Source organism: Ascidiaceihabitans donghaensis (assembly GCF_900302465.1).
Classification (GTDB): Bacteria; Pseudomonadota; Alphaproteobacteria; order Rhodobacterales; family Rhodobacteraceae; genus Ascidiaceihabitans; species Ascidiaceihabitans donghaensis.
Window position 1 is genome coordinate 2456158 of record NZ_OMOR01000001.1, and the last position, 15597, is coordinate 2471754.

A 15597-nucleotide genomic window follows, 5' to 3' on the forward strand; every position below is an offset into this window, starting at 1 on the left:
AAACGAAACGAAACGAAACGACCAAAGGAGAGACACATGTCACATCATCTGAAAGAAGAATTCTGGGACCGTATTGAGGACGCCCGCGTGGGCATGTTGTCCACCGGATTTGGCCGCACAGTGCCGATGTCGCATTACGCTGACGACGATGAAGACGGCAACGTCATGTGGTTCATCACCGCCAAGGACACCGACGTGGCAAAGGCCGCGGCCGCTGGCAAGGACGTGCAATACACCGTGACCAGTGACAAGGAAGGCCTGTACGCTGCCATTGACGGCAAACTTAGCCTGTCCACAGACACCAACAAACTGGACGACATCTGGAATGTGTTTGCTGCGGCCTGGTTCAGAGACGGCAAAGACGATCCGAACGTACAGCTGGTACGGCTGGACCTGACCAAAGCCGAAGTCTGGGCAACAGAAGGCAAATTGGCGTTCTTGTACGAAGTTGCCAAAGCGAACCTGACAGACGACACAGCGGATGCAGGTCACCATGGAACAATCGTGTTCCGCAAAGCGGCCTAAATCATACGGCCTGATTGCAGCACACTAAAAACAAACTGGGGCACAAAGCCCCAGTTTTCTTATATCTCTGACTGATAGACCGCAGATACTTCGGCTTTGATGATACGTGCGATCAATGCACAATCGTCCAAGGAAAAGGTCAAAGGCACGCGAATATCCACAATACCGTGCAAGATCCGATCTGACTTGGGCATAGGCTGCGGATCGGCATAATGCCAACTGTCATAGCGGCTGGTGAAGGCCGCAGGCTCGGGTGCGCCAAACCACTTCAATTCAACGCCCCGTGCGCCGCAACGTGACACCACCTTGCGAATGGCATCCGCAGACCAATCCAGCAGCAAAAACTGGAATGAAGATCCTACGATGGTTTCCGCATCAGGACGTTCAATCACCTGCATCCCGGGCGTGTCACGCACACCGTTTTCCAGAACATAGTAACGTTCGTTCCAGCGCTGGCATTGGGTATTCAAGTCCGCAAGTTGCGGTCGCAAGATGGCTGCGCGCAGGTTGTCCATGCGACCTGAAATGTTGGGGGTCTCGTATTTGATCTTGGCGAAAACCGATGGATCAGGGGCTGCTAAATGCCGTTCAAACAGCATGTACGAACCTGACATCATGATCGCACGGGCCGCGACCTGTTCATCGTCGGTGACGAGAAACCCACCTTCGCCGGAATTGACATGTTTGTAAGTCTGGCACGAATAGCAGCCCACGGTGCCTGACCGCCCCGAAGGCACATCACCCCACGCAGCACCCATCGTGTGGGCGCAGTCTTCCACCACTTTGACGCCAGCCGCATCGCAGATCGCCATCAGACGTTCCATATCGCAAATGTGGCCGCGCATATGGCTTAGCAAAAGAACTTTGGCTTGGTCGATTTTGGCCTCAAGATCATCGAGATCGATGGTCAGGCTTTCCGTAACCCCGACAAAGACGGGTTTCGCGCCCACCGATGCAATCGCACCCGGCACAGGCGCTAATGTGAATGCGTTGGACAGCACAGTATCGCCAGGTGCGACACCCAAAGCCCGCAACGCTGTTGCCATCGCGTATCCGCCCGAAGCCACAGACAAGCAGTATTTGGCTCCGGTCAGTGCCGCAAACTCCTGTTCCAAAAGCGCGGTTTCGGACAGCTCATCAGGCACCGTGTTGTATCGGTGCAACCGTCCGTGCCGCAGGATCGACAATGCGGCTTCAATGCCCGCTTCCGGAATAGGCTCTTGTTGGGTGAAGCTGCCGGTGAAATGTTCGGTGTCGCTATGCTGTGTCATGGTGTCCGTTCTGAAAAGGCGCAAGGGCAAGGTCAAGGTGTCGGCGTCATATTCCGCAAAGCGGAAATGGCACGTTCAGCCCAGCAAATTGTCGATCAAGTCGGGCAAATCGGCATAATCATGCAGCAAAGCTTCGGGGGTCAGGGCTGCCATATCGCCGCCTGCGGGGCCAAAAGTAACCAAAACTGAAGGCACGTTGGCATTTTTGGCCGTGTTGCGATCCGTGTCGCTGTCACCGATCAGACAGGTTTTGGCAGGATCACCCCCGGCGCGGCGCGCCGCCTCGAACAGGTGCTCGGGGTCGGGTTTGCGGACTGGCAGCGTGTCTGCCCCCACCATGGATGCGAAGGCGTCACGCACCCCCAACCGCTTCAACAACTCTTCGGCCAAACCTTCTGGCTTGTTGGTTGCGATACCCACGCCGTAACCTCGGGTTTTCAGCGTTTCAACTGCGTCCATTGCGCGTGGGTACATAACGGTGCGGCTATCGATGTCCTTGGCGTAAGCCTCTAACAAGACAGGGTAATACCGATCAAGCGTGTCCATATCATGATCCCGGTTCAGCCGCGATAGCCCCAGACGCAACATCGCACGGCCTCCGCGCAAAGCTGTGCCTGCATCAGAGACCGGATCCAGCATATCGCCTGCGCCCATATCGCGAAAACAAACGTTTGCAGCTTCGATCAGATCACCGGATGTGTCTGCCAATGTGCCGTCCAAATCAAAAATTACCGTCTTCATTCCGCTTATCCTTTGGTCTGGTGTCGGCATGTTGCCGCTTGCCGATGTTGCAACCCGCAATCTTGTTTGATGCCACTGCATCTTGTGCCTTCGGGGGAAACGGATAAAACGGAGACGAGCAGAACAAAAGAGAAAACGCTATGGCCGTTGCCCTGATTATCCTTGCCGCTGGCAAAGGCACGCGAATGAATTCCGAAAATCCCAAGGTCTTGCACCCCATCGCGGGGGCGCCGATGCTGGTGCATGCGATGAACGCAGGTGCGACGCTGGATCCCGAACACACCGTCATTGTGGCCGGTCACGGGGCAGACGCGGTCACAAAAGCAGCAACAGCCCATGATGACACGGCCAAAGTTGTTCTTCAGACGGAACAACTCGGTACGGGTCACGCGGTGTTGCAGGCCAAAGACAGCCTGACCGGTTTTGAAGGCAAAGCGATCATCCTATACGGTGACACGCCTTTTGTGCAGCCCGAAACATTACAGGCGATGCTGGACGCCGAGGCCGACGTCGTCGTGCTGGGATTTGAGCCTGCGGATGCGGGCCGTTACGGGCGGTTGGTCATGGATGGCACGTCACTGGAACGGATTGTCGAATTCAAAGATGCCTCCCCGATCGAGCGCAGCCTAAAGCTGTGCAACAGCGGCGTCATTTGTGCACCGGCGCCGCTTTTGTTCGACCTTTTGGATCAGACAGGCAACGACAATGCGTCGGGCGAATACTATCTGACGGACGTTATCGGTTTGGCGCGGCGCAGCGGTCATTCCGCCACCGTGGTGACCTGTGATGAAGCCGAAACACTGGGCGTCAACTCGCGTGCTGAACTGGCTGCAGCTGACGCGCTGTTTCAAACCCGCAAACGGGCAGAATTGATGGAAGATGGCGTGACTTTGGTCGCCCCTGAAACAGTCTACTTTGCGTTGGACACGATCATCGGGCGCGACACGCTGATTGAACCCAATGTTGTCTTCGGGCCCGGTGTGACCGTCGAAAGTGGCGCCACCATCCGCGCGTTTTCGCATCTGGAAGGCTGCCATGTGGCGCGCGGCGGCATCATCGGGCCATACGCCCGTTTGCGCCCCGGCACGGAATTGGCCGAGGACGTGCGCATCGGCAACTTTGTAGAAATCAAAAACGCGCAGATCGCCGAAGGGGCCAAAGTCAACCACCTCAGCTACATCGGCGATGCAGGCGTCGGGGCCAAAAGCAACATCGGCGCGGGCACGATCACCTGCAACTATGACGGCGTTATGAAGCATTACACCGACATCGGTTCAGGCGTCTTCATTGGATCGAACACTATGCTGGTGGCGCCCGTATCCATCGGGGATGGAGCAATGACAGGCAGCGGTTCTGTCATCACTTCTGACGTTGAACCAAACGCACTGGCGCTGTCACGCGCACCGCAAGTGGAAAAACCGGGCATGGCCAGCAAATTGTTCGATATGTTAAAGGCCAAAAAGGCCAGACAAAGCAGAGGCAGCTAAAAATGTGTGGAATTGTTGGGGTCTTGGGCAACCATGAAGCAGCGCCCATCCTTGTCGAAGCGCTGAAACGCCTTGAATATCGCGGCTACGACAGCGCGGGCATCGCCACTGTCAACAACGGTGCGTTGGACCGACGGCGGGCCGTGGGAAAACTGGTAAATCTAAGCGACAAACTGGTGCATGAACCGCTTGCCGGCAAATCAGGCATCGGCCACACACGGTGGGCCACGCACGGTGCCCCCAACGAAATGAACGCCCACCCCCACCAATCGGGAAACGTGGCCGTGGTGCACAACGGCATTATCGAAAACTTTCGCGAGTTGCGCGAAATGTTGGCGTCCAACGGCATCACGCCGCAAACCGAAACCGACACCGAAACCGTCGCTTTGCTGGCCCAGTACCACATGGCGCAGGGCGCGTCGCCTGTAGAGGCTGTGAACAAGACCATCGACGCGTTGGAAGGCGCATTTGCTTTGGCGTTTTTGTTCGATGGTGAAGAGGATTTGATGATCGCGGCACGCAAAGGGTCACCTTTGGCCATCGGCCACGGTCAAGGCGAGATGTTCGTGGGCTCTGACGCGATTGCTTTGGCACCGATGACTGACCGCATCACCTACCTGGAAGAAGGCGACCGTGCCGTTCTGACCCGTACATCTTTGGAAATCCGCGACGGAAATGGCACTTTGGCCAACCGCCCCATCAAGACCATCCAAATTGACGCCGCGCGCGTGGACAAAGCCGGTCACAAGCATTTTATGGCCAAAGAGATCGCGGAACAGCCCACTGTTCTGGGTCATACGCTGGCCAATTATCTGGGCAGCGACGGTCAAATCACCCTGCCCGACCCTGGCATAGACTTCACAAAGATCGACCGCTTGACCATGGTCGCATGTGGTACAGCTTATCTGGCGTGTTTGACTGCGAAGTACTGGTTCGAACAAATCGCGCGTATTCCTGTCGAAGTCGATGTGGCATCGGAATTCCGCTACCGCGAGCCACCCATCCCTTCCCGTACGGCCGCGATCTTTGTCAGCCAATCTGGCGAAACCGCCGACACTTTGGCCGCCCTGCGGTACTGCGAAGGCAAAGCCGACAAAATCGTGTCTGTGATCAACGTGCCCGAAAGCTCTATTGCGCGGGAAAGCGATTTGGCGTTGCCCATCCACGCAGGCATAGAGGTCGGCGTGGCATCCACCAAAGCGTTCACATGCCAGTTGACAGTCTTGTTGATGATGGTGCTGAAAGCGGCGCATGTGCGCGGTGAAATCTCCGACGATCAGTTGGCAGATCACATCTCAAGTTTGCGCGGTGTGCCTGCATTGATCAACACGGCACTGGAACAAAACAAAGCCATCCGCACGGCCGCCCGCAAATTGTCCGAAGCCCGCGATGTGCTTTTTCTGGGGCGCGGCCAAATGTACCCGCTCGCGCATGAGGGGGCGTTAAAACTAAAAGAAATCAGCTATATACATGCCGAAGCTTATGCATCAGGTGAACTGAAACACGGCCCCATCGCCCTGATCGACAAACATGTGCCCGTTGTCGTTTTGGCACCGAAAGACAGTCTATTCGACAAGACCGTGTCCAACATGCAAGAGGTCATGGCACGCAAAGGCAAGGTCGTTCTGGTCTCTGACGCAAAGGGTTTGGCGGAAGCAAGCGAGGGGGTCTGGGCCTCTATCGAAATGCCTGAATCACCGGATATCGTGGCCCCTATTTTATACGCGATCCCGGCACAGCTGCTGGCTTATCATACAGCAGTAGCGAAAGGCACAGACGTGGATCAGCCCCGAAATCTGGCCAAGTCTGTCACAGTGGAATAGTTGGAAAACAATGGGCAAGCAATTCGATCACATCGCAGACAACCACCGCGCCTTCATAGAAGCGCAACACATGTTTTTCAGCGGCTCTGCGGCCCCTGATGGTAAGGTCAACATTTCGCCGAAGGGCATGGACAGCCTGCGCATCCTTGGCCCCAATCGCATCGTGTGGCGTAATTTGACCGGTTCTGGAAATGAAACGGCAGGCCATTTGGCGCTACATCCACGCATGACCTTGATGTGGTGCGGATTTGAAGCGCGACCCATGATCATGCGCGCCTATGGCACTGCCAAAACCCTGCACCCACGGGACGCAGAATTTGACGCTTTGAATGCATTGTTTCCCGAAACCTTCGCGGCCCGCCAAATATATGACGTGCAGGTGGATATGCTGCAAACCAGCTGCGGCTATGCCGTGCCATTCTTTGAGCACCAAGGCCCGCGCGACGTATTGACCAAATGGGCAGAGGACAAAGGGGCCGACGGCATCCAGACCTATTGGGAAGATCGCAACCAGCATACGCTGGATGGCTTGCCCACCCATATTTTAGCCCCCAATTCCCCGGACGCACCCACATGACCCTAGACGACGCCCTAGAGCAACTGAACACCCACCAAGATGCTGAAAAAGCAGAACAATCGGCAAGCTACCACAAAGCACCCCGCGTTTATCTGGGAATTGCAAACCCCATCATCAATGATCTGACCAAAGCATGGCGCGCGGACATGACTGTGGAAGAACGCGTTGATCTGGCGGATGCCCTTTGGGAAACAGACATCTATGAGGCCCGTCTTGCCGCGGCCAAACTCCTGACACAGGCACGCATCAAGGACGACGACGATGTGTGGGGGCTTATCGCGTCCTGGGTGGATGATTTTGACAGTTGGGCGATTGCCGATCACGCCTGCATGGCTGGGCAAAAGCGGTTAATCGCAGATCCCTCACGCATTGATCACATCGAAAGCTGGACAACATCGGACCACATGTGGACCCGCCGTGCGGCTTTGGTGATCACCCTGCCATGGACCAAGCAGAACCATCCCAAGCCGCTGGATCTGGAAATCCGGCAGCGCGTTCTGGGATGGGCCGCAGATTATGTGTCTGACCGTGAATGGTTTATCCAAAAAGCCATCGCGTGGTGGCTGCGTGATCTGTCCAAACATGATGCAGAGGCCGTGCGCAGCTTTTTGGCGCAACACGGCCCCCAAATGAAGCCTTTCGCCGCAAAGGAAGCGGCGAAATACCTGAAATTTTAGGCGCCTAAACGTCTAGGCGTAGGTGCCACGGATCGGATAGTTGTTGTCGGGGTTGCGCACAAATTTGATGCCCCCCAGCACTACATTCAGATCCGGGCGCGCAAACGGTGCGTTGGAGATGTCCAAGATTTGGATCTGGCCTGCGCCATTGATCACAAACAGACCCGGTTCCGGAAACGGGTGATCGGTTTCCGCATCAGACCGCGGCGTTGAAATATACAAACCAAGGTCACGCATCTGTTCGATGCTCATCCCGTACCCCACTGGAAATGCTGGTGAAATATCAGTCAACTGCGTTTCCACTTGTTCTGCGCTGTCTGCACTGACTGCAACAACATCCACGCCTTGTGCATGAAAATCGGCCAACAGGTCATTTATTGTGGTCAGGTAACGTGTGCAGATCGGGCAGTGTTTGCCGCGGTACACCACAACCATCTGCCAGTCGTGGCCACCGGTTGGCACGCCCACTTGCAAGGTGCCACCGCCGAATTGAGGCACATCAAAATTGGGAAAGGCCGCTCCGGCGGCCAGCTTCATCTCAGGCATGTTTTTCTCCAAGGCAAATCATGTGTTGTTGTTCGGACAACCTGTAGATTATCGCCGCAAGATCAACCGCCCCGCAAACACGAAGGCGTGACACAGTAATCGAACGGTTTTGCCATATCGCCAACTTGACCCTAGATTGAAACGGCAACCTCAACCAGGTCTGTCAACGACGCACCGAGGGTTTGAAACGCCTGCAAGGACATGCGGCTTCCCGCTGTTTTTGGGCCTTCGATCGGGATCAGGGTGACTTTGGCCGATGTGCCTTTGTAGTTGACGGTGCCGGATGTTTGGGTTTTCACCAAAGGGGTTTTCAACCACAAACCGGGCTCTGCCGGGCTGCCCAAGGATGCCACAGTTGTTCCCAAAGCCCCGCTGGCTTGCGCAGGCGGGTTCGCCACGTCGGAAGCACCCGCTTCGGCAACTGTACCGTCAACAGCGGCACCGTCTGGCCGGCTTTTGGGGCGTTGTTGTTCACTTGCCCCCCCAGTGCTGATATCCGTTCTGATGCCCGTGTCTTGCGTTTCCGCCGTTTGCGCTGCCTCTGCGCGGTTTTTCGGTTTGAAACGATCTGGCACTATCGCGCAGCTCGCCAAGATTGCGGCCAGCGCCGCGCATATAAAGATATTCTTCATAACCCCGACCTTAGTGTGCGCCTTGCACCTCATCAATCACCTTTCCCCCCTTGCCGAGCCTATGGCGCATCTTTACCTATGATCCTATGAACGCTCCTTTGATTGACCCATTCGCCCGCGCCATCACCTATCTGCGTGTCTCCGTCACGGACCGCTGCGATTTCCGCTGCGTCTATTGCATGTCGGAAAATATGACGTTTCTGCCCAAAAAAGAGCTGTTGACGCTAGAGGAACTGGACCGCATGTGTTCGACGTTCATCGGGCTTGGGGTTGAAAAGCTGCGGATCACAGGCGGTGAGCCATTGGTGCGCAAAGGCATCATGACCTTCTTTGACAGCATGTCGCGCCACCTTGATGCAGGCACTTTGAAGGAACTGACGCTGACCACCAACGGCTCGCAGCTGGAACGCTATGCAGATGACCTTTTTGCAGCGGGCGTGCGTCGTGTGAACATTTCTTTGGACACGCTTGATGATCAAAAATTCGCCGACATCACCCGATGGGGGCGCCTTCCACAAGTTTTGCGTGGCGTCGATGCGGCACTGAAAGCAGGGCTTAAGGTTAAAATCAATGCTGTGGCCCTGAAAGGTTTCAATGAACCGGAACTGCCACACATTACACAGTGGTGCGCCGAAATGGGCCTTGATCTGACGTGGATCGAAGTCATGCCTATGGGCGACATCGGCAACGAAGACCGTTTGGGGCAATATTGGTCTTTGAAAGATGTGCGTTCCGAATATGCAAAGCACTATACAGTAACCGATTTGGCCGAACGCACAGGTGGACCCGCGCGGTATGTCCGTCTGGAGGAAACAGGGCAAAAGATCGGGTTTATTACGCCGTTGTCGCATAATTTCTGCGAAAGCTGTAACCGCGTGCGCATCACCTGTACTGGGGAAATTTACCTGTGCCTTGGTCAAGAGGACATGGCCGATTTGCGCGCGCCCCTTCGCGCCCACCCGGGTGACGATGGCCCCCTTGAGGACGCCATTCGCGCGTCAATCGCTATGAAGCCGAAAGGGCATGATTTTGACTATTCCCGCCAAACGCTGGACGGGCAAATGCCGCGCCACATGAGCCACACAGGCGGGTAATGAAGCCCACAGGCCTTTACCGCGCCTATGCGGCGGCCACAGCGCTGGTCTTGCCCTTTGCTGCACGCGCAAGGGTCAAAAAACTGCGCCGTGCAGGCATTTCTGCCCATCGTGCCCATGAGGTTCTGGGCCACGCGACAGAACGACGTCCAGGCGGCACGCTGATCTGGTTTCATGCCGCGTCTGTTGGCGAAAGCCTGTCGGTATTGTCGCTGATCGCAGCTATGGGCCGTGCTTTGCCCCTAGCACGATTCTTAATCACATCCGGCACCCCCACCTCTGCCAGCCTGATTGCCAAACGTATGCCACCGCGATGCCAGCACCAGTTTGTGCCACTTGATGGCGCCGGTCCGTTGAAGCGTTTTTTAAGGGCGTGGCGGCCCGATGCGTTTGTGTTGGTGGAAAGTGAATTTTGGCCGAATATGCTTGTGCACATCCGCAAAGCTGGTGTGCCGATGGCGCTGGTCAATGCGCGGTTGTCGGAACGATCCTTGAAACGCTGGGCCAAACGGCCAAAAACCGCGCGCTTCCTGTTGGAAGGGTTTTCGCTGGTGTTTGCACAAACCAATGCGCTGGCCGATCAACTGATCGCACTTGGCACACAGCCAGATAAAACACGCAAAGGCGTTGACTTGAAATCGCTGTCCGCGCCTTTGCCAGTGCATGGCAAATCCTTGTTGGATGTGCAGCACGCTTTGGGACCACGCCCCGTTTGGGCGGCCTGTTCGACCCATCCGGGCGAAGAACAAGAGGTGCTGACAGCCCATATTTCACTGCTCGAAACCCAACCGGACCTCTGCTTGATCCTTGCCCCCCGTCATCCTGAACGTGGACTAGAAGTCGCCAAGCTGGTCACAGATTTGGGTCTAAGCCTGTCGCGGCGCAGCACTGGCGACATACCCCAAGCGCAAGTCTATCTGGCCGACACCCTAGGCGAACTGGGGCTGTGGTACACATTGGCGCCTTTTGTGTTTTTGGGCGGTTCTCTCAAACCGATTGGCGGGCACAACCCTTATGAACCCGCCCATATGGGCTCTGCGGTGTTGTCCGGGGTACACGTGAATAACTTTGCCGACACCTATGCAAAGCTTGAGGCTGCAGGCGGTGCCCGCTTGGTCAGCAGCGGTGCGAACCTCGCCCAACTGGCGCAAGACTGGTTTGAGCACCCTGTCGCATTGACCCAAGCAAGGCAGGCCGCGCGTGACTTTGCAGGCGGTCAGGCAGACACCCTGGACAGCATCGCAAATGCACTGATCGACGGGTTGGACCTGAACGTATGAAACACAAGCTGTTCGTCACCAACTTTAACAAGAACTTCACAGGCGTTTCAGCGACGGCAGCCAATGTCGTCAAAGCACAAGCCGGGCGGTACGACTTGCATTTGGTGGGTCGTCCCCTGCCCGGCTGCCCCGCTCCGACCACGGTGAAACAGGCCCGTGCGCTGTCACGTGGCGGCGCCATTTGGCACGTGCGGCGCAACACTGAAATGCGTGCGGCACTTTGGGCGCGTGATGTGCTGCGCCTTCCTATCAAAATTGTGTTCACGTCCGCCGCCATTCGCCGCCATTCCGCGTTTCCCCGTTGGCTGATCAGCCGGATGGATGCAGTCATTGCCACCACGGATGCGGCCGCTTCCTTTGTGCCCCATGTCCGCGCAGTTGTACCGCATGGCGTTGACACAAACCTGTATGTGCCAGCCGCTGACAGGGCCGCGGCTTGGCAGGCTTTGGGGTATGGCGGCAAACGGGGCATCGCGACAATCGGACGGGTGCGGCCCGAGAAGGGCACCGATCAGTTTGTGACTGCGATGCTGCCGTTGCTGCGTGACCACCCGGACGCTGTGGCGTTGGTGGTGGGCAAGGCATCGCGATCACATCAGGCGTTTCAAGACAAGCTGAAGTCCGTCATCGCGCGGGCCAACCTAAGCGACCGCATCCTGTTTGTGGGTGAAATCCCGTCACCGGACCTGCCAAAACTGATGCAAGCGCTGTCTTTGGTGGTGCAACTGCCCACATACGAAGGCTATGGAATGGTCCCGTTGGAAGGCATGGCATCAGCAGTGCCTTTTGTGGGAACGGACACAGGGTACTACCGCGCATTCACGGCCGACGGGATTGCAGGAACCATCGTGGGCACCGTAGGCCAAGCCACAAAAGCAGCGGATCATATTCTAAACGGCAATGTTGAAAGGATGGGCGCACAGGCACGGGTCATGGCCTGTGCAGGATTTGGCATTCAATCCGAGGCAGACGGGATCGACACTGTTTATCAAACACTGTCAGGGCAAATTCTGGCAGGGCAAATGCTGGCTGGGCGATAGGGACGTAAGGTGCACCTTGGTGCACCCCACGCCTGCCAATCAGCTTGCGGGCATACGCTGTTCGACAATTTCGGCCCACCACGAACATCCGGCCGGAATGGCCTCGTCGTTGAAGTTGTATTCAGGGTGATGCACCATCGCAGTATCGCCGTTACCCACCAGAATATACGCGCCGGGGCGTTCTTCCAGCAAATAGGCAAAGTCTTCGCCCCCCATAACCAAAGGCGCTTCATCACATTGGCCCGACACCGATTTGGCCACCTCCGCTGCGAATTCGGTTTGGGCTTCGGCATTGACCATGACGGGATAGCCCCGGTGGTAAACAACCTCTGCTTTGCCGCCCAATGCAGTCGCTGTGCCTTCACAAATCTCGTAAATGCGCTTTTCGGCCAGAACCCGCATTTCAGCTGACATCGTGCGCACTGTCCCTTTCAGGTGCACGCGTTGTGGAATGACATTGAATGCTTTTGACGATGTCTCAAAGGAGGTCACAGATACCACCAATCGATCAACCGGATCGGCATTGCGGCTGGCGATGGTTTGCAAACCCATCACAATCTGGCTTCCCATGATCGTGGGATCTGCCGTTTCATGTGGTTTGGCCGCGTGCCCTCCCAATCCTTCAATCAGGATTTCAAACTGGTCTGTCGCTGCAAAGAACGCCCCTGGGCGGATTGCGAAACTGCCCACGGGTTGGCCTGGCCAATTGTGCATGCCGTACACCTCTTGGATGCCAAAACGCTCCATCAGCCCGTCTTCACACATCTCGCGCCCGCCGCCGCCGCCTTCTTCTGCGGGTTGGAAAATGACAACGACTGTCCCGTCAAAATTACGGGTTTCCGACAAGTACTGCGCAGCCCCCAACAACATGGCCGTGTGCCCATCGTGCCCGCACGCATGCATCGCGTTGTCTGTCTTGGAGGCATAAGGCAATCCCGTTTGCTCATGAATAGGCAGCGCATCCATATCCGCCCGCAAGCCCAGCACCTTCCCGGACCCGGTCGCGTTCCCTTTGATCACACCGACCACACCCGTACGCCCGATCCCTTCAACCACATCGTCACAGCCAAATTCGCGCAGTTTTTTGGCCACCAATGCACTGGTGCGGTGGGTTTCAAACAGGATTTCAGGATGTTCGTGGATATCACGACGCCAAGCAGTGATGTCGTCATGCAGTTCGGCAAGTCGGTTTTTTACGGGCATAGGAACCTCTTTTCGTGTTGTCTTGTCATGGGCACTTTGGAAAATCGCCGTGTTTACGCCGCAGGCATGCGCCGTTCAATCATTTCAGCAAACCAGCTGCATCCAGCTGGAATGGTATCGTCGTCAAAGTCGTATGCCGGGTGATGCACCGTTGCGCCCTCTTCCCCGTTGCCGACCATGATGTACGCGCCGGGGCGGGCTTCCAGCATATAGGAAAAATCTTCGCCCGCCATGATCGGTGGCGTATCGGTAATCACAGACCCAGCCACCGCGGCTGCGGCTTCGGCGGCGTAATCGGTGTTTTCGTCGGCGTTCACGGTCACAGGATACCCGCGCACATAGGCAACATCCGCCGTGCAGCCATGGGCCTGAGCCGTGGCCTCCACAATCCGTTTCAAGCTGGTTTCAGCCAAATCGCGCACACCCGCATCCAAGGTCCGCACAGTGCCACGCATGGTGACCGATTGCGGGATCACATTGTGGGCGTCAGTGTCAGAATGCAGCGCGCATATTGACACCACAACCTGCTTCAAAGGGTCCGTGATACGTGATGCGATGCTTTGCACCCCCAAGATCACATGGGCAGACGCCACATTTGGATCAACCGCCTCATGCGGGGCAGCGGCATGGCCACCCTGCCCCGTGACTGTCAGCACAAATTCATCAGTCGCCGCCAGCAAAGGCCCTTTGCAAATCGCAAATTCTCCCGCCTTCAGCCCAGGCATATTATGCATGCCGTAGACTTCTTGAACACCAAAGCGATCCATGATGCCTTCTTCAACCATCACACGGCCACCGCCGCCGCCCTCTTCGGCCGGTTGGAACAAAAGCACAGCTGTCCCGTCAAAATTACGGGTCTCTGCCAGATATTGCGCCGCCCCCAACAGCATCGCAGTGTGTCCGTCATGACCACAAGCGTGCATTTTGCCGGGGGTCTTTGAGGCATAATCCAACCCCGTCGCTTCCTCGATTGGCAATGCATCCATATCGGCGCGCAACCCGATCACACGGCCTTTTGTGTCGGTTTTGCCTTTGATCACAGCAACCAAACCGGTTTTCGCCACACCTGTCGTGATGTCAGTGATGCCAAAACTGCGCAGACGCTCTTCTACGAATTTCGAGGTCTCGAACAAATCGAAATCAAGTTCGGGAATCTCGTGCAAATGCCTACGCCATGCTGTGATGTCGGCATGGGTTTCGGCAAAACGGTTTTTGATCGGCATAGTATCTCCTGTAAAACGCAGCCCCCGATGGAAAAGGCCCTTATGTGATACGCCCTAACCTGTCGGACCTTGATTTGGCGGTTCTGGACAGATGGGGCCTAAACAGAGGGGCCGATGTCCATGGGGGAGCCATCCGAAAAGCGGCTCAACCTGAATCGTGTCAGATCATGCGCCACATCTGCACCAGTGACCAGCCCTGCCAGCACTTTGCCCGCCCCCGGTCCGATCCCAAACCCGTGACCGCTAAACCCGGTTCCAATGGTCAACCCCGGCAGGGCGTCGACGCGGTCCATCACAGGCACCACATCAGGCATCGTATCGATCATTCCCGCCCATGCTGTTTTCAGTGTGACATCGCCCATTTGCGGAAACAATGCTGCGAAGTCGCGACACAAGTCAGTCAATTTTTTCTGGTTTGGCAGTGGGTTAAGGACACGCATTTCCTCAAACGGGCTTGGCGCATCGCCCTTCCATTTGCGTTTCGTGCCCCACGCATCCGGAAATCCTTTGGGTGCTTTGGGCAAGAAACGGGTCCCGAAAGGGTCCTGTTTCAGTTGTGTTAAGAATTTTGGCAATGCGCGAAACGCATCCGGACCAACAAACAGCTCATGAAACCCGCCTGCTGCCAGCGAATACCCGCCATCGCTACGTGGACGAAACGCGACGTTTTCAGCAGCCGCAGCCCCTTGCGACAGATGGGGCAAGGGATGGGTCGCGGCCACTGTGGCGCGGACACTTAACTGTGGAAGCGATATTCCTTCGTTGCGCAAAAACAGGGATGACCACGCCCCAGCTGCCAAAACAACCTGTGTTGTTTTTATAACGCCTGCTTCCGTCACAACGCCACTGACACGACCCGCTTCGCGGTCCAGACAACGCACTGCACAGTTTTCAACAACTGTAACACCTGCGCGGGCCGCTATTCCGGCCAAAGCGGGCACCGTCACCCAAGGTTCTGCACGCATGTCGCTGGGTGTATGGAGCGCACCTGCAAACCGACGCGAAATCCCTGGAAACACCTGCGCAATCTCAGCGTCGCTCAACAGTCTGCTGTCGACCCCATGTGTTTTGGCGTGTGGCAACCAGTTTGCATAGGTCTCCATTTCTTCGGCCGTTTCCGCCAGATAGGTCACACCGCCTTGTACCAAACCAATGTCGATATTGGTTTGGGCTGCCAGTTCACGCCACAAACGGTTGGCTTCGGCTGTGATGGGCAGCTCATCGGGGTCGCGCCCTTGCTGCCGAATCCACCCCCAATTGCGGCTGGATTGTTCACACGCGATGCGGCCCTTTTCCAGCAGCGCGACCTTGTGTCCGTCCTGCGCCAGAAAAAGTGCCGTGCATACGCCAATGACACCGGCACCAATCACAACAACGTCCACTTCCGTTGGGACGGGACCGGGATACGTAACAAGGGTGGCTTCTGAGATCGGGAATTTCACTGTTTTACCTGTTTATGATCCTAAAGGACATGACAC

General features: G+C 56.4%; 15 protein-coding genes. 8 read left to right on the forward strand and 7 right to left on the reverse strand.

Annotated elements, in window-relative coordinates; translation table 11 throughout:
- Nucleotides 1-36: 36 nt before the first annotated feature.
- Nucleotides 37-525, forward strand: a complete 489-nt coding sequence (locus ASD8599_RS12260; RefSeq protein ID WP_108828802.1) for a pyridoxamine 5'-phosphate oxidase family protein — start codon at nucleotides 37-39, stop codon at nucleotides 523-525.
- A gap of 59 nt (nucleotides 526-584) precedes the next feature.
- Here the strand turns inward: ASD8599_RS12260 and ASD8599_RS12265 are convergent, their stop codons facing one another.
- Together ASD8599_RS12265 and ASD8599_RS12270 are read right to left on the reverse strand one after the other, a co-directional pair.
- On the reverse strand, nucleotides 585-1796 hold the full coding sequence (locus ASD8599_RS12265) for a DegT/DnrJ/EryC1/StrS family aminotransferase (protein ID WP_108828803.1): 1212 nt from the start codon (nucleotides 1794-1796) through the stop codon (nucleotides 585-587).
- 75 nt (nucleotides 1797-1871) lie between these two features.
- Entirely contained in the window at nucleotides 1872-2537 is a 666-nt protein-coding gene (locus tag ASD8599_RS12270; RefSeq protein ID WP_108828804.1) for an HAD-IA family hydrolase, read from the reverse strand.
- Nucleotides 2538-2677: 140 nt separating this feature from the next.
- On the opposite strand from ASD8599_RS12270, the gene glmU reads away from it, so the two are divergent.
- From glmU to ASD8599_RS12290, 4 genes are read left to right on the forward strand one after another with little or no spacing between them, the layout of a single operon-like run.
- Nucleotides 2678-4024: a bifunctional UDP-N-acetylglucosamine diphosphorylase/glucosamine-1-phosphate N-acetyltransferase GlmU gene (glmU, locus tag ASD8599_RS12275; protein ID WP_108828805.1), complete on the forward strand. Its 1347-nt coding sequence runs from the start codon at nucleotides 2678-2680 to the stop codon at nucleotides 4022-4024.
- A 2-nt stretch (nucleotides 4025-4026) separates the two neighbouring features.
- Nucleotides 4027-5847 (forward strand): glutamine--fructose-6-phosphate transaminase (isomerizing), encoded by a 1821-nt coding sequence (glmS, locus tag ASD8599_RS12280; RefSeq protein ID WP_108828806.1) that lies wholly within the window; start codon nucleotides 4027-4029, stop codon nucleotides 5845-5847.
- A 10-nt stretch (nucleotides 5848-5857) separates the two neighbouring features.
- Nucleotides 5858-6424, forward strand: a complete 567-nt coding sequence (locus ASD8599_RS12285; RefSeq protein ID WP_108828807.1) for a pyridoxamine 5'-phosphate oxidase family protein — start codon at nucleotides 5858-5860, stop codon at nucleotides 6422-6424.
- Entirely contained in the window at nucleotides 6421-7101 is a 681-nt protein-coding gene (locus tag ASD8599_RS12290; protein WP_108828808.1) for a DNA alkylation repair protein, read from the forward strand. The genes ASD8599_RS12285 and ASD8599_RS12290 overlap by 4 nt, the downstream gene beginning before the upstream one ends.
- Nucleotides 7102-7113: 12 nt before the next feature.
- On the opposite strand, the gene ASD8599_RS12295 is transcribed toward ASD8599_RS12290, so the two are convergent.
- A complete protein-coding gene (locus ASD8599_RS12295) occupies nucleotides 7114-7647 on the reverse strand; it encodes a peroxiredoxin-like family protein (RefSeq protein ID WP_108828809.1) in 534 nt (177 codons plus the stop codon).
- Nucleotides 7648-7778: 131 nt separating this feature from the next.
- Entirely contained in the window at nucleotides 7779-8279 is a 501-nt protein-coding gene (locus tag ASD8599_RS12300; protein WP_108828810.1) for a hypothetical protein, read from the reverse strand.
- An 86-nt stretch (nucleotides 8280-8365) separates the two neighbouring features.
- On the opposite strand from ASD8599_RS12300, the gene moaA reads away from it, so the two are divergent.
- From moaA to ASD8599_RS12315, 3 genes are read left to right on the forward strand one after another with little or no spacing between them, the layout of a single operon-like run.
- On the forward strand, nucleotides 8366-9373 hold the full coding sequence (gene moaA / locus ASD8599_RS12305) for a GTP 3',8-cyclase MoaA (protein WP_108828811.1): 1008 nt from the start codon (nucleotides 8366-8368) through the stop codon (nucleotides 9371-9373).
- On the forward strand, nucleotides 9373-10653 hold the full coding sequence (locus ASD8599_RS12310; RefSeq protein WP_108828812.1) for a 3-deoxy-D-manno-octulosonic acid transferase: 1281 nt from the start codon (nucleotides 9373-9375) through the stop codon (nucleotides 10651-10653). Before moaA ends, ASD8599_RS12310 begins: the two co-directional genes overlap by 1 nt.
- A complete protein-coding gene (locus ASD8599_RS12315) occupies nucleotides 10650-11693 on the forward strand; it encodes a glycosyltransferase family 4 protein (RefSeq protein ID WP_108828813.1) in 1044 nt (347 codons plus the stop codon). Before ASD8599_RS12310 ends, ASD8599_RS12315 begins: the two co-directional genes overlap by 4 nt.
- A 39-nt stretch (nucleotides 11694-11732) precedes the next feature.
- Here the strand turns inward: ASD8599_RS12315 and ASD8599_RS12320 are convergent, their stop codons facing one another.
- The 3 genes from ASD8599_RS12320 to ASD8599_RS12330 form a co-directional block, all read right to left on the reverse strand.
- Nucleotides 11733-12896, reverse strand: a complete 1164-nt coding sequence (locus tag ASD8599_RS12320) for a M20 aminoacylase family protein (protein WP_108828814.1) — start codon at nucleotides 12894-12896, stop codon at nucleotides 11733-11735.
- Between the two features lie 53 nt (nucleotides 12897-12949).
- Nucleotides 12950-14119: a M20 aminoacylase family protein gene (locus ASD8599_RS12325; RefSeq protein WP_108828815.1), complete on the reverse strand. Its 1170-nt coding sequence runs from the start codon at nucleotides 14117-14119 to the stop codon at nucleotides 12950-12952.
- A gap of 98 nt (nucleotides 14120-14217) precedes the next feature.
- A complete protein-coding gene (locus ASD8599_RS12330; protein ID WP_108828816.1) occupies nucleotides 14218-15561 on the reverse strand; it encodes an NAD(P)/FAD-dependent oxidoreductase in 1344 nt (447 codons plus the stop codon).
- Nucleotides 15562-15597: the final 36 nt, after the last annotated feature.

Excerpts from the sequence above, each read along its gene's own strand:
- ASD8599_RS12260 (WP_108828802.1), top strand. The coding sequence starts at position 37 with ATGTCACATCATCTGAAAGAAGAATTCTGGGACCGTATTGAGGACGCC.
- ASD8599_RS12265 (WP_108828803.1), bottom strand. The coding sequence starts at position 1,796 with ATGACACAGCATAGCGACACCGAACATTTCACCGGCAGCTTCACCCAA.
- ASD8599_RS12270 (WP_108828804.1), bottom strand. The coding sequence starts at position 2,537 with ATGAAGACGGTAATTTTTGATTTGGACGGCACATTGGCAGACACATCC.
- glmU (WP_108828805.1), top strand. The coding sequence starts at position 2,678 with ATGGCCGTTGCCCTGATTATCCTTGCCGCTGGCAAAGGCACGCGAATG.
- glmS (WP_108828806.1), top strand. The coding sequence starts at position 4,027 with ATGTGTGGAATTGTTGGGGTCTTGGGCAACCATGAAGCAGCGCCCATC.
- ASD8599_RS12285 (WP_108828807.1), top strand. The coding sequence starts at position 5,858 with ATGGGCAAGCAATTCGATCACATCGCAGACAACCACCGCGCCTTCATA.
- ASD8599_RS12290 (WP_108828808.1), top strand. The coding sequence starts at position 6,421 with ATGACCCTAGACGACGCCCTAGAGCAACTGAACACCCACCAAGATGCT.
- ASD8599_RS12295 (WP_108828809.1), bottom strand. The coding sequence starts at position 7,647 with ATGCCTGAGATGAAGCTGGCCGCCGGAGCGGCCTTTCCCAATTTTGAT.
- ASD8599_RS12300 (WP_108828810.1), bottom strand. The coding sequence starts at position 8,279 with ATGAAGAATATCTTTATATGCGCGGCGCTGGCCGCAATCTTGGCGAGC.
- moaA (WP_108828811.1), top strand. The coding sequence starts at position 8,366 with ATGAACGCTCCTTTGATTGACCCATTCGCCCGCGCCATCACCTATCTG.
- ASD8599_RS12310 (WP_108828812.1), top strand. The coding sequence starts at position 9,373 with ATGAAGCCCACAGGCCTTTACCGCGCCTATGCGGCGGCCACAGCGCTG.
- ASD8599_RS12315 (WP_108828813.1), top strand. The coding sequence starts at position 10,650 with ATGAAACACAAGCTGTTCGTCACCAACTTTAACAAGAACTTCACAGGC.
- ASD8599_RS12320 (WP_108828814.1), bottom strand. The coding sequence starts at position 12,896 with ATGCCCGTAAAAAACCGACTTGCCGAACTGCATGACGACATCACTGCT.
- ASD8599_RS12325 (WP_108828815.1), bottom strand. The coding sequence starts at position 14,119 with ATGCCGATCAAAAACCGTTTTGCCGAAACCCATGCCGACATCACAGCA.